Raw genomic sequence first — 13879 nt, 5'->3', positions numbered from 1 at the left:
ATAATATGTTTTTAAAAGGTACATGTGAAACCTAATAACTAAATAAAAACCAACACATGAAAAATAGAAATGAAAATTTAAAACGTGTCATTGTTGATTTTAAAAAATTGACACCAGAAATATTAGCCTTGTTAGTAGAACGATATCCTGACGGTTATGATGATGATCAAATCATTTCATTTAAAAATCAGCATAACGAAATGATAGAAGCGGTTGAGGTAACTACGGCGGATACCAAATATTTAGTAAAAGTAAGCTCGAAATTAGCCGTAACCATGGAGAATTATGATGAAGATGATTATGAGGATTTTGAAGATAACGATCCAGAAGCCGTGCAGGAGCCTAGTGTTGAGGACGAAGAAGATAACGATTAATAAAATTTAATATTATGAGAACAGCTGTTTTTAAATCTTACGAAAACGGTTACTTTAATTTTTGGTTTGAAAATGGCGAGGAGCTATTTTTTGAAGAAGTGCATCCTCGCGTTTTAAAACAATTCGATTTAAAAAACGATGACTCTTTAGTCGATAAAGAGTTCAGAATCACATTTGTTGAAGATGCAGATGGTGATGATGCCATTTACAGGGTTCAAAGTTTAAAGCCGATAGATTAATAATTAATAAAATATTTAGACCTGATGGGTTTTAAAATCTGTCGGGTATAAAATACCTTGCTCTAAAAATAAATAATATTTTATAAAACAAAATGTACTGTGTAGTTGCTTACCAAGTAGCTAGTGCTATCCAATTAAAAACTAGTAAACAAGAATTGCTGTGGCAATTAGTGTTTCAAGATAGCGATGAACTTTATTATAAAAGTTCAGATCAAAAATTTATTTACATCTTTCAATACGGGATGGTGTGTTTTTTTAATATGGCTCATGCCGAAATTGAACAGGCTTTAAAAAAAATAAAACCTTTTTGTTCTAATTATTTTACTGAAAAACTTTCTGAATCGGTTTCTGTTATTATAAAACCAGAAACCCTAAGAGTAACTTTCGATCATGTGGTACTTCCAAAATTAGATCAAGAAATGATTAGGTTAGTAATGCTGAATACATCGCAATCGGTGGCTTTAAATCGCTATGCGGAAATTACCGAAGAACTGCTTATCGAAACAAATAAGCATACGTTGTATTTAGAAGAAAAAGGCAAGCTCGATATTTCTGGAAATAAATTAAAACGGTTTATTGGGAAGATTTTAAATATTAAAAATAAAATTTCTGAGAATTTATATATTTTCGATTCCCCTGAAAGTACTTGGGAAAATGAACAGCTTAATAAACTGAATCAGGATTTAAAACGGACTTTCGATTTACAAGATAGATACCGATTAATTCATGATCGTATCGAAATTATAAAAGACAATCTCGAACTTTTTAAAGATATCATGGATCATAAAGAAAGTAGCAGGCTAGAATGGATTATTATCATTCTAATTGTTATAGAAGTGATCGATTTATTTGTTGGAAAAATTTTAGGGTAACCCTTTATTACTGGTGATCTGTTTATTGTTTTTAACGGTATTATATTAAAAAATAAAAGCGCATTTCTAAATTTAGAAATGCGCTTTTCACTAACTATAATCAATCAATCTAACAAAATTATTAATCTTTTTTGTTGTTTTTCCCTTTTTTATCACTGTCTTTTCCTCCACGTTTTTTATGACCTTTTTTCGCTTGAGATTTTTCCCATTTAGCGTATTGTTCATCATTTAAAATCTTTTTCATTTTTGCTTTTTCCGCAATTTTGTGGTCAAGCATGTCATTCATCATTTTTAATTTTTCTTCTTTTGATGGTTTTTCTGCAGTTCCAGCTTCTTTTTTAGCTTTGCGTTCAACCATCATAGCTTTTCTTTGTGTGGCGTTGTCTAAATTTATTTTGTAAATTTTGTTTTGTTGCCCTTCATCTAAATCTAATGTTAAAGTCATTTTTTTAGTTTGAAGCGTAGCCATTTCTTCTGCAGTAAGATTCATCATTTTTTCTCCTCTGTCATTATTTTTTGGTCCGCCATCTTTTCTTTGAGCTGTTGCTTGTAATCCGATAAATGCTAATGCAATAATTATTAATTTTTTCATCTTATTTAAGTTTTAATGTTTATTTGATATTAGGACTGTCACATTTCAAAAAGGTTTAAAAACATTTGTGGTTTTAACTAGCTTTTAACAAAAAAGGCTCCCAGTTATGGAAGCCTTTTAGGTGTGTTAATTATTTGATTTCTTATTGTTTAGGGTCTAAAATTTGATTAATTTGTTCGATCATATCTCTAAGGTGAATATTCGTTATTGCATTTCTCGATCCAATACGGGAACGCACAAGATTTCTTAAAGTAGTAAGTTCTGCTCGTGAAATAGCTTTAATATCAGAGCTGCTTTTACTTGTCATTAAATAAGCTAATCGACTAACATGTGCACGTTGTAAATTACGTTTGTAGGTGTCAATATTTTTTCCTGTATATAACTCTTTCCAAACACCTTTTCTTAGGTCACTCATCATAGAAGTTAACTTGTATGCCTTGTTACCGTTAAGAGATTCATTTTCAATCATTCTCTCCATTCTAGAAGTACTCAAGATACTGTTTAAGGTTCTAGTTTGAAGTGCATTAATGCGCTCTATAATTCCAGAAGCTTGAAGTTTATTGTTAATTTCAGGACTTATTAACCATTCTGGTGTTTTAAATAATTGATCGTTTATAAAAAGTAAAGATTCTTTTTGACGGTCTTTATCAACATGGCTATAAACATCACCTTCTTGATCGGCTGTTTTGTAGTTTTCGTAAACACCACCAATGTTATTAGAAACATGCCCCATATATCTGTTGAATTGTGAGAACACGTGGCCATACATAGTTTTTAGATCGTCGTAATCCGAAGTGTTTTTAGTGGTCCATTCAATTAAGTTTGGCACAACACGCTTTAAATTTTTAATACCATAAGTACTTGCTAAAACGGCGTCATCTCCTAAATCTTCGGTTTGTGAACTTGGATCTATAGTTTCTCTTTGTTGTTTACCGAATCTATAAAGGGGATCTCCATTATGTTTCATAATCCAGCTGTCTAAAGTTTCTTTTTCTTCAACAGCAGTTTTGTCTAAAATAGGTTTGTATCCCCAAGCAATCGCATATTTATCATAAATACCAATGTTCGGGAATAATGAAACCCCAACATCTTCGGGTTGTGCAATATAATTGAAACGTGCATAATCCATAATAGATGGAGCTGTTCCGTATTTTTTAGTGAATTCTGGGTCGCGTAAATCTTCGACTTTATAAGCAGAACTACTTCCCATATTGTGAGGCAAGCCTAAAGTGTGCCCAACTTCATGAGATGATACAAAACGAATAAGTTCTCCCATAACCTCATCGCTAAACTCGGAGTTTTGAGCATCTTTATTTGCAGCAGCTGTTTGGGTAAAAAACCAGCCGTTTACTAAACTCATTACGTTGTGGTACCAGTTAATATCCGATTCTAATATTTCACCAGATCTTGGATCACTAACGTGCGGGCCATTGGCATTAGGTATTGGTGATGCTAAGTAGCGCACTACAGAATAGCGTGCGTCTTCGGGAGTCCATTCTGGATCTTCTTCTATGCTTGGAGGATCTTTGGCAATTATTGCATTTTTAAAACCTGCAGCTTCAAAAGCAGTTTGCCAATCTTCAATACCTTGTTTAATGTATTTTCTCCATTTTACGGGAGTTGCTCTATCTATATAGTAAACAATTTGTTTTTTAGGTTCAACTAGTTCGCCATTTTTAAACTTTTCTAAATCTTCATCTTTCACTTCTAGTTTCCAACGATCTAAATATGTTAAGTTTTTACTTTTTTGAGCCTCTAAACCATAATCGGTTTGGTTGCTTGTAAACCATCCAACACGCTTATCGAAATAACGACGCTTCATTGGTGTTTTAGGAAGTAAAATCATGGAGTTGTTCATTTCAATACTAATAGTTCCTGTACTAGAGTTTGAAGGTGGATTTCCTGAGTAATATGTTTTTACATGGCGGGCTTCAATATTCAACGGGTAGCTTTTTACAGATTCAATGTAAGATTTGCTGTCGTCTAATCTAGTTACTTTGTATCTTTTTTTTGTATTAACACTTAGTCCTAAGGAGTTAACGTCTTTTTTATACAAATCGGTAACATCTATAACTGTTGCTGTAGAGTCTTTGCTGAATGCCTTTATAGGAAAGGCATATAGGATAGGCTCGAAGTTAGAGTTTACAACCGCCTCGTGTATTGGTAAAGATTTATCGGCAACCACGTTGTTTGATACCACGCGAAGTAATACTTTTTTATCCTTTACTTGCCAGCGTAACACTTGTGTGTTTTCTTTTCCGCCACCAAAGCCAAGTCCGTTTGCTGTTTTAGCAATACGGGTTACCATTAGCATTTCTCTATCAAATAGGGAATCTGGAATTTCATATAAATATTTATCGCCGATGGTGTGAATTTTAAATAAACCATCATCCGTTTTTGCTTCTTTCGTAACAATTTTGCTGTACGGTTGGATTTGTTGCTTTTTCAGTTTGTCGGCTTTCGCTTTCTTAGCGATCATAGCTTTTTTTGCTGCATTGGCTTCAGCTGTCTTTTTTGCAGAATTACAAGACAGTACTATTGTTGTAGAAAGCAACAATAATAGCTTGGTAGTTTTTTTCAATTGTGTAAGGGTTGTTAGTTAATAACGTGAAAATATTTATTTTGTAGAAAATTATCAGCTATTAGAGTAAATTTTAACGAAATTTTAATTAAAATGAATAAAAACGTGAATTTTATTTAATTAAATACGGGTATTTTAATGTTAAATCCTATTTGGAAATCTGGAGCATTATTAACAATAAAATCTTCTTTTGCGTAAAATGCCAATTGTAGGTTTGGTCTGCCGTAAGTGTAAGTAAAATTCCAATTGGCTAATGTTCTGTAAAGTGTACTAATACCATATTGCCAACCACCATTTATTTCTCTCCATTTGCCAACAAGCCTGTAATAGCTTGCTTCTTCTTTTTTGTTGTAGCGTGATTGTAATTGATAATTAATACTGAATGCGTTATAATTTCCTTTTTTAGTGTATTTTGTAATTTCAACGGTGCTTTCGGCTGTTCCTAAATAATGGTTGTTACCCAAATCTACATTGTCTTGAAAATTAATTAAATTTTTGCGTAAAAGGTTTGCGCCTAATGCAATATTAAGCTCATAATTGTTTTTTAAATCAATCTTTTTTACGGCATTAGCAGAGATACCAAAATCTATAGATGAATTATATTTTGAAGTATTTAAACCTAAGTGACTTCCGAAATTAATAAACATGTTTCGATTCTTATTAATTAAAAACTCTGGATAGTAATAATGGTTCAGCTCTAAGCCTCCAATAAAAAAGTCGTTATTATCAAACTCTAAAACCTTTCCGTTTCTGTCTGTGTATTTAAAATCAACTTGATTTAATCCGTAATAGCGTCTGCCATAAGGGTCTTCGCCTCCTGCAATATTACTATGAAACCACTCTATACTTTCATCACTTGTAAAAAGTGAGAACGGATATTTTCCTTTGGTAATTAAATTAGAACGCAACGAAATACTTAACTCCTGATTTTTAGATAATGGTATACTTAAGTTTGCTCGAAACTCTTTAATTACTGCATCAACTACAATATTCATGTAATCGGCCGGAGTGATTTCTTGATCAATATAATTGAATGTGCGGTCATGCCAAATTAATTGACTTAAACGGTCTCTCGTATCTTGGTTTTTTGGTAAATAAGCTTCCACAAAAGGATGAAAGGTGTTTCCGTTTGATATATTGAAATTAAAAGTGGTTCTTTTTGGAGCTTTAAATTTAAAGTTGGTTGAAATCCTTGAACTAAACATTCCAAAATGATGCGTTGTTAAATGGTTTGGGTTATCTATTCCGTTTTTAAAAACCAAACTATCGCTTTGTTGCGCCTTAGCTATAAAACAACAAAGTAAACAAGCCGTTAAGAGGATGTTTTTATTCATTAAACAAATGTAAATAAAGTAATTATATATGTGATTAAGAATTTTATGACGAAACATCTTGGAAATCTTTAGTAAGGTTTAAAGTGGTTAAATATAATGCTTCGCCTTCCATTTTGCTTTTTAGCCAGGCGTAAAAACTCATCACAAAAATATCTTCCTTCTCATTACTAATCCAAACAAAGCTCTGTTCTACGGTGTTTTTAAAAGCTTCGGAAGTTATACTTTCTGGATTTTTATAAAACTGTTCTACAAAACTTAAGAAAATAATAACACGTTCTTGATTTATGTTTTTTAAGTAATTGAAGTGTGAGCGTTTAAAGCTTAATAATCTTGATTCTACTAAATCGATATTATTTAATTCTATATGAAGTAATATTTCAATAATATTCTTTTTCATAGTCCATTCTTTTCCTTTTTTTTCGGTGTACCAGTTATCGGTATGATAAAATTTAGAAAATAATTGATGTGCTTTTTTGAATTCATTATTCTGAAAGTAAAAAACAATTAAACTTAACCTAATCCCTAATAAAGATTCAATGTCGTCATGTTTTTTAGGGTTTATTTGTTCTAAAAGTAGAATGGCTTCATTTTGTTTATTCGAGAAGTTTAAGTTCAATCCTAATAAAAGATGATGTTTTAATATAAAGCTGTTGAAGTATTTGTTTTGAGTATTTTGCATTTCACTAAGCATTAATTCGAGATAATGTTGCGATGCACTAAATTTTTTATTTCTGAAAAGGGTATTTGCAATTAAATATAATATTTGGATATGATAATAACCCTGTTTGTCTTTGTTTTTATGCTGAAGTATAGTCTCATAGGTTTTAATTAAAAAGGGTTCAGTTTTTAAATAATCGTTGGTTACAAAAGCCGAAAGCCCAATAATAGACATAAGTTGGTAGAGTGATTTAAAAGATAAAGCTTCGGTTATACTTATGTTGTGATCTATTAAAATCTGATTTAAAATCGTTTCAAAATCTATAACCGCACCTTGATAAGTAATACTGTTTAATGTTTGGCGAACTTTGGAATAAACTACATTAAGCTCATCTTCTAAATAATGGTTTTTTTGATTTTGCTTAAATTTTAAAATTTCATCTTCCAAATTTAAACTTGGATTGGCATAAGCATATTGAATTTTAGTGTGGTAAATTTCATTTAACATCGGAAACAAGAAATGCTCCATTGCTAATAATTCTGCTTTATTCAAAATTTTATAAGCTACTTTATATTGTTTATGTTGCAGGCATTTTCTAGCTGCCAGGATGTATTTAATAATTTGCATATCGGTCGAGCTCTCTTCTTGTAAACTCGAATTTGCAATAAAATCGATAATAGATTGATATAGCCGTTTACGCAAAGCATGGTAAGCTCCTAGTTTTTCAGATCCGTAAATTTCAGTACAAACCGCTTTTGTTGGCAGCTTATTGCTTAGTAGTAGCTTGAAGAGTTTTATGTTCTTCACGTCGCTGCGTTTGTTCTTTTTTTCTAAATATGAAATAAAAAACTGTTGTTCTTCAGTAGAAAAAGTAGAAATTATGGCGTTTAAATCATTCATTTAGTCGTCAGTAAATAGTTGTTATATGCTATAAAAATAATGTTTATTTAATAAAATAATTAAATTATATCGTCAGTTTTATTAAAACATTGTGTTTGTCATGTTTCCGAAGTGTCGCAAATTTGCCATGTAATCATTAAAACAAAAATTATGAATTATCAAACAACAGTTTCAGTAGACGAAAAATCTTCTGATAAAAAAAAGAAAAAAGAAAATAAGCTTTACGATAAAAAACCAACTGCTGCATTTATAGGGGCGTCGTGGTCGGCATTACTAATTGGGATGACGTCATTTTGCATTGGTTTATGGAATGCAGATATGTTGCTTAATGAAAAAGGATATTACTTCACTATTTTGCTCTTTGGTTTGTTCTCTGTAATCTCTGTGCAAAAAGCGGTACGTGATAGAATGGAAAATATTCCAGTAACCGATATGTATTATGGTATTAGTTGGTTTACAACGGTAGCGTCGATTGCGCTGCTCGTTATCGGTCTTTGGAATGCCAATTTACTTTTAAGTGAAAAAGGTTTTTATGGTATGGCATTTTTATTGAGTTTATTTGCCGCCATTGCAGTGCAAAAAAATACACGAGATGTTCAATTTGTTGATAATAATGAAGATGAGAACATTTAATAAGCATTTAAGTTGTAATCAAAACACAAAACATAACGATTTGTTTTGATGGTTGGTTAGTTAACCAGAAACCTCGTAACACTTTGTTACGAGGTTTTAAATAATAGTATCTTTAAAATTGTTAAAATAAAAAGTATGTCATCAAAACTTCAAAGCGATATAAAAGAGCTTGTTAAACATAAAGTGATATCTCAAGATGTTGCTTTTAAAATTGAAAATTATTATCAATCTAAGGAACCTCAAACTTCAAACCGTTTGTTTACAGTATTTGCTGTTTTAGGTTCTACATTGGTAGGGTTGGGGCTTATTCTAATATTAGCTCATAATTGGGATCATTTTTCGCGAACTATAAAAACTGCTTTTGCTTTTTTACCATTAGTTATTGGGCAGTTCTTTGTTGGGTATTCTATTTTACGCCGTAAAAGTGAAACTTGGAAAGAAGCCTCTGGAGCATTTCTGTTTTTTGCAGTAGGGGCAAGTATGGCTTTGGTTAGCCAGATTTATAATATACCAGGAGATTTAAGTAGTTATCTTTTAACTTGGGTGTTACTTTGTTTGCCTCTCATCTATTTACTAAAGTCGAATGCTTTAGCACTTTTGCATCTTATTTTTATAACTTGTTATGCGTGTTCATTCGGTTATTTTACCAGTAGTAAAACGCCATGGTTATATTTGGTAGGTTTAGGTTTGTATTTGCCTTATTATATTAAATTAGGAAAAGGTAAAAATATAAGCTCTGTTTTAAATTGGCTTACGCCTTTAAGTTTGGTTATTGTTTTAGGTGCTTTTATAGATCATGATGAGCAAACAGGTTTTTTAATGTATGTTGTTTTGTTTGGCTTGTTGTATAATATTGGTAGAATGCCATTTTACGCTAATGAGAAATTAAGACGAAATGGATATTTAATTATTGGCTCGTTAGGAACGGTTTGTATGCTTTTAACAGCTAGTTTTAAATGGTTTTGGGAAGGTTTTTTTAGCCAAGGATATAATTTTGAATCACAAGAGTTTGTTATCACATTAATCTTTTTTATTGCTGCTTCTGTACTTTTAGTGAATTCTATTATTAAAAAGGGGGTTTCTAACGTTAATCTTTTTCAGGTGACTTTTATATGTTTTACTATTTTGTTTTATCTAGGATTAGTAGATGGTTCAATAGCTGTAATATTAAACAATTTGTTTGTTTTAGCTTTAGGAGTTATGGCAGTTAAAATTGGTGCCGATAGGTATCATTTAGGTGTTTTAAACTATGGGCTGCTTATTATTACGGCATTAATTACTTGTCGTTTTTTCGATACGGATATCAGTTTTGTTTTTCGGGGATTATTGTTTGTTTGTGTTGGCGCTGGTTTCTTTTTAACGAATTATATAATGCTTAAAAAGAGAAAAAATAATGAAACTCCTAAAATTTAAAATTATGAAAACTAAATATATATTCATTCTATTTATACTTGTTGCGTTGGTGCAACTTGCTATTCCTGCTCAAATGATTTTTGGTCAAGAAACGGTGTTAAAAACAGGTGTGGCCTATAAGTTTAAAACACGGCCTGTAGATCCGAGCGATCCATTTAAAGGAAAATATATCACCCTTAATTTTGATGTAAGCAATTTTAAAACTAAAGACTCCTTATGGGAGCGTAATGAAGAGGTTCTTGTTTATTTAACAACAGACTCGTTAGGTTATGCTAAAATAGACGCAGTAAGTAAACATGTTTTAGAACGTAATACTAACGATTATGTGAAAGCAAAAGCGTATTGGTATTCAACGTACTCGAAAGAGTTAGTTATCCGGTTTCCTTTCAATAAATATTATATGAAAGAAACAAAAGCCTACGCAGCGGAAACTGCAGTAAGAGATAGACAGCGCGATTCGTTACCAAACAATACACATGCCTTAGTTTATGTGCAAGAAGGAGAAGCTGTTTTAGAAGATGTTATTATTGATGATATCTCGATTAAAGATTATGTTGAAAAAAAGTAATTTATGTCAAATGTTTTAGGTCCAAACAGTTCGAGTTTTCTTAAAAAATTAACAAGTGCTGGTCTTTATTCTTAAAGAAAAGATAAAACTACAGCAAAGCATGTTAAACAAATCTAAACAAGGATTATAGTTTCGAGTTTAGGGTGTTTCTTTGTATAGAATTTAAGGAGTAGTTAACCTTAATATTTAATTTTCATAAAAGTTGATTAGTTAATTAGTTAGTTAAAAAGCCCGTAATCTCGTTAGAAATTACGGGCTTTTTTATTGTTGTAAAATGGTGTGTTTTATATCACTTCTCTTAAAAAATTAACACATCGGGATCTGTTATCTTAAAGAAATTATAAAAAACATCAAAAGCATGTTAAACAAATCTAAATAAGTATAATGGTTTCGGTTTTAGGGTGTTTCTTTGTATAGAATTTAAGAAGTAGTTAATCTTGAATTTAAATTTTTCATAAAATTTGATAAGTTAGTTAGTTAGTCAAAAAAGCCCGTAATCTTGTTAGAAATTACGGGCTTTTTTAATGCTTTAAAATGGCGTGATTCCCGGCTGGTTTCTTAAAAAATTAACAGCTAGTTCTGTGTTCTCTTAAAGAAAATATAAAATACGGAGAAAGCATGTTAAAGATATCCAAACACCTATTGTCGTGCCATTTTTAGGGTGTTTCTTTGTATGGAATTTAAGGAGTAGTTAACCTTAGAAGTTAAATTTCATACAATTGGTTAGTTAGTTAAAAAGCCCGCAATTTATAAAATTGCGGGCTTTTTTAGTATGTTATAAAATGGTGAAACTTATATAGCTTCCACAAACAACCCTTCATCGGTTTTTTCAACCTTAGCCAAGTTGTGTTTAGTTAAACCTTTAATAGTTTTATCCCATTTTTTATTAGATAAACCACTTTGAGTTTTCAAAGTATTTAAATCAATTTTCTCTACCTTTTCAATTAAAGCAAGTAACGCTTTTTCATCGTCGTTTAATTCAACCGAAGAAGCTTTCTTTTCAGGTCGCATTTGCGGAAAGAATAAAACCTCTTGTATCGATTGGTTATTCGTTAAAAACATAATTAAACGATCCATACCAATACCCATACCAGATGTTGGAGGCATACCGTATTCTAATGCACGTAAAAAGTCTTCATCAATAAATTCAGTAGCTTCGTCATCACCTTTTTTAGCAAGCTTTAATTGGTGCTCAAAACGCTCACGTTGATCAATAGGGTCATTTAATTCCGAATATGCATTCGCAATTTCTTTACCACAAACCATTAGCTCAAAACGCTCAGTAAGTTCTGGGTTGTCTCTATGTTCTTTACATAGTGGGCTCATCTCCTTTGGGTAATCTGTAATAAAAGTTGGTTGTATGTAGTTGCCTTCACATTTTTCACCAAAAATTTCATCAATTAATTTCCCTTTACCCATAGTATCATCCACCTCAATATGCATGCCTTTTGCAGCGGCTCTAATTTCATCTTCAGTTTTACCAGTAATATCAAACCCTGTAAAGTGTTTAATAGAGTCTGCCATAGTAACACGAGCGTAAGGCGCTTTAAAATCAATTTTATGCTCACCAAAAGTAGCCTCGCTAGTTCCGTTTACGGCAACAGCACAATGCTCTAAAAGTTGCTCACAGAAATCCATCATCCAGTTGTAATCTTTGTATGATACGTAGATTTCCATAGCTGTAAATTCAGGGTTGTGTGTTCTGTCCATCCCTTCATTTCTAAAGTTTTTCGAGAATTCGTAAACACCATCAAATCCACCAACAATAAGTCGTTTTAAATACAACTCGTTGGCAATTCGCATATACAACGGAATATCTAAACTGTTGTGGTGTGTAATAAATGGGCGCGCCGCAGCACCACCCGGAATAGGTTGTAAAACCGGAGTTTCAACCTCAAAATATCCAGCATCGTTAAAAAACGAACGCATAGCATTAAATAATTTAGTACGCTTAACAAACACCTCTTTTACGTGTGGGTTTACCACTAAATCGGCATAACGTTGGCGGTAGCGTAATTCAGGATCCGTAAAAGCATCAAATACTTTTCCGTCTTTTTCTTTTGGTAATGGCAATGGTTTTAAAGCTTTGCTTAATAGCGTAAAATCTTTAACACGAATGGTTTTTTCACCCACTTTCGTATTGAATAATTCGCCTTCAATACCTACAAAATCACCTAAATCTAGTAATTTTTTAAAAACATCGTTATACTTTGTTTTATCTTCATCCGTACAAATTTCGTCACGGTTAAAGTAAACCTGAATACGGCCTTCGCTGTCTTGCAACTGCGCGAACGATGCTTTACCTTGTATGTTTATCGCCATTAATCTACCAGCAACAACCACCTGTTTTTCTTCAACAAAATCCTGTTTTATCGATTTCGATGTGTGGGTTACAGGGTATAAATCCGCTGGATATGGGTTAATGCCCATAGCGCGTAATTTTACTAATTTCTCTCTTCTTACAAGTTCTTGCTCTGATAATTGCGACATAGTCTAAATGCTCTAAAAATTTTAAAGGCACAAAGATAAACATTTGGTAGCCCAATTTCCATTATCAATTACCCATTTTTTTTTGGGCGCTACCACAAGGGTCGGGCTATTCGCTACAAGTCCTCGCAGGCCCAATTATCATTGGTTCTGCTGTGGGCTTTCCGCTGCTATCCCTAGCGCGGGTACAATTGGAACATGAAGTTTTAAAACGGCTATTTAAAGAACTATCAGTCAGAAATAATTCTCAAAAACTTGAAACTTTAAATTAAAGTGTAACAAAACAGTTAATAAAACGTCAAATAATTAAAATCATCAATCAAAATCAAATCATTATGAGTTTCTGGAGAGTTTTACTTTCAATCATTTGTCCGCCATTGGCCGTTTTAGATAAAGGCTGCGGATCTATAATAATCGTTTTCTTGCTATGGCTTTGTGGCTGGGTGCCAGGCGTAATTGCAGCATTAGTTATTTTAAATAATCCTAAAAATTAAGTTTTAGTTTTTTTAGAATAAAAAAAGGTCGTTACAATTATTAGTTGCACCGACCTTTAAAATAAGATGAAATATGTTTTATTGACAATAAGGCACTGTAAACGTACCTTCAATAGTTTTATCAGAACTAGAATCGGCTTTAATTTTCACAGTAATTTCATTATCAGTAAGTGATGTTACTTCAACGGTGGCACCTAGATAGTTGTATGGCGGTTCTCCGTCTTTATTGAAAATAACATTTATTCCTTCATAAACACCTACTTCAGGTCTAACGTAAGTAGATATTTCTAGGTCATAATCAAGAACAGAAGATTCACAGTCGGCGGCTATATTTGTAATGTTTACAGAAATATCTTCACCAGAATCGAATGCTTTACCTCCTAAAGCTGTAAAATCATTTCCAAATACTTGTCCTTGTAATATTTGATTAGAAATGTTATCTCCTGAATTGTCGTCGTCCGAACAACTTATCATTAGAGAAATTAATAATGTTAGTGCAATTTTAAAGTAGGTTTTCATGGGTTTTGTTTTTTTGTGAAGAACAAGATTAATGATAATCTTTGATATAATAAAATTCTTTCATTTATTAAATAATCAGTTTTTCTAATCACTCAAAATTGGTCACTAGTGTTCTTGGTTTGTAATACTTCAGTTTATAGTTTCTATTCTATAGGTTTGAAATACAGGTCTAACTTGTTGATTTTGAGTTGAAATTGTTCTTTGGGTTAGCTGAA

Annotated in this window: 13 protein-coding genes; 7 read left to right on the top strand and 6 right to left on the bottom strand. The window is 31.9% G+C overall.

The genetic code is table 11. From position 1 onward, the window contains the following. Positions 1-56 precede the first annotated feature (56 nt). The 3 genes from GQR97_RS03365 to GQR97_RS03355 all read left to right on the top strand — a co-directional run bounded on the left by GQR97_RS03365 (position 57) and on the right by GQR97_RS03355 (position 1485). The gene (locus GQR97_RS03365) at positions 57-374 is read left to right on the top strand and encodes a hypothetical protein (RefSeq protein ID WP_158845316.1); all 318 of its coding nucleotides are present in this window, start codon (positions 57-59) and stop codon (positions 372-374) included. A 14-nt stretch (positions 375-388) separates the two neighbouring features. After that, on the top strand, positions 389-613 hold the full coding sequence (locus GQR97_RS03360) for a hypothetical protein (RefSeq protein WP_158845313.1): 225 nt from the start codon (positions 389-391) through the stop codon (positions 611-613). A 92-nt stretch (positions 614-705) separates the two neighbouring features. Beyond that, the gene (locus GQR97_RS03355; protein ID WP_158845310.1) at positions 706-1485 is read left to right on the top strand and encodes an RMD1 family protein; all 780 of its coding nucleotides are present in this window, start codon (positions 706-708) and stop codon (positions 1483-1485) included. Positions 1486-1606: 121 nt separating this feature from the next. On the opposite strand, the gene GQR97_RS03350 is transcribed toward GQR97_RS03355, so the two are convergent. The 4 genes from GQR97_RS03350 to GQR97_RS03335 all read right to left on the bottom strand — a co-directional run bounded on the left by GQR97_RS03350 (position 1607) and on the right by GQR97_RS03335 (position 7550). Further along, positions 1607-2077 carry a hypothetical protein gene (locus tag GQR97_RS03350; protein ID WP_158845307.1) on the bottom strand — a complete coding sequence of 157 codons (471 nt, stop codon included), beginning with the start codon at positions 2075-2077 and terminating at the stop codon, positions 1607-1609. Positions 2078-2219: 142 nt separating this feature from the next. Then, positions 2220-4658: a zinc-dependent metalloprotease gene (locus GQR97_RS03345; RefSeq protein ID WP_233267593.1), complete on the bottom strand. Its 2439-nt coding sequence runs from the start codon at positions 4656-4658 to the stop codon at positions 2220-2222. A gap of 116 nt (positions 4659-4774) precedes the next feature. Beyond that, positions 4775-5992, bottom strand: coding sequence for a hypothetical protein (locus GQR97_RS03340; protein WP_158845305.1), 1218 nt, complete (start codon positions 5990-5992; stop codon positions 4775-4777). A 43-nt stretch (positions 5993-6035) separates the two neighbouring features. Next, positions 6036-7550: a hypothetical protein gene (locus GQR97_RS03335; protein WP_158845302.1), complete on the bottom strand. Its 1515-nt coding sequence runs from the start codon at positions 7548-7550 to the stop codon at positions 6036-6038. 150 nt (positions 7551-7700) lie between these two features. Between GQR97_RS03335 and yiaA the strand changes: the two genes are divergently transcribed. The 3 genes from yiaA to GQR97_RS03320 all read left to right on the top strand — a co-directional run bounded on the left by yiaA (position 7701) and on the right by GQR97_RS03320 (position 10164). Beyond that, entirely contained in the window at positions 7701-8183 is a 483-nt protein-coding gene (gene yiaA / locus GQR97_RS03330) for an inner membrane protein YiaA (RefSeq protein ID WP_158845299.1), read from the top strand. Positions 8184-8318: 135 nt separating this feature from the next. After that, complete coding sequence (locus tag GQR97_RS03325) at positions 8319-9596, top strand: DUF2157 domain-containing protein (RefSeq protein ID WP_158845296.1); 1278 nt, start codon at positions 8319-8321, stop codon at positions 9594-9596. A 4-nt stretch (positions 9597-9600) separates the two neighbouring features. Beyond that, positions 9601-10164, top strand: a complete 564-nt coding sequence (locus GQR97_RS03320; RefSeq protein ID WP_158845293.1) for a GDYXXLXY domain-containing protein — start codon at positions 9601-9603, stop codon at positions 10162-10164. 792 nt (positions 10165-10956) lie between these two features. Here the strand turns inward: GQR97_RS03320 and lysS are convergent. Beyond that, positions 10957-12654, bottom strand: a complete 1698-nt coding sequence (gene lysS / locus GQR97_RS03315; protein ID WP_158845290.1) for a lysine--tRNA ligase — start codon at positions 12652-12654, stop codon at positions 10957-10959. A gap of 332 nt (positions 12655-12986) precedes the next feature. On the opposite strand from lysS, the gene GQR97_RS03310 reads away from it, so the two are divergent. Continuing rightward, on the top strand, positions 12987-13145 hold the full coding sequence (locus GQR97_RS03310) for a YqaE/Pmp3 family membrane protein (protein WP_158845287.1): 159 nt from the start codon (positions 12987-12989) through the stop codon (positions 13143-13145). Positions 13146-13223: 78 nt separating this feature from the next. Here GQR97_RS03310 and GQR97_RS03305 read toward each other — a convergent pair whose 3' ends face one another. Then, on the bottom strand, positions 13224-13664 hold the full coding sequence (locus tag GQR97_RS03305) for a hypothetical protein (protein WP_158845284.1): 441 nt from the start codon (positions 13662-13664) through the stop codon (positions 13224-13226). Between the last annotated feature and the right edge of the window lie 215 nt (positions 13665-13879).

The sequence above is a fragment of the Algibacter sp. L1A34 genome, assembly GCF_009796805.1.
In the GTDB taxonomy this organism is placed as follows: domain Bacteria; phylum Bacteroidota; class Bacteroidia; order Flavobacteriales; family Flavobacteriaceae; genus Algibacter.
This window is presented reverse-complemented; position numbering and strand designations above follow the sequence as displayed.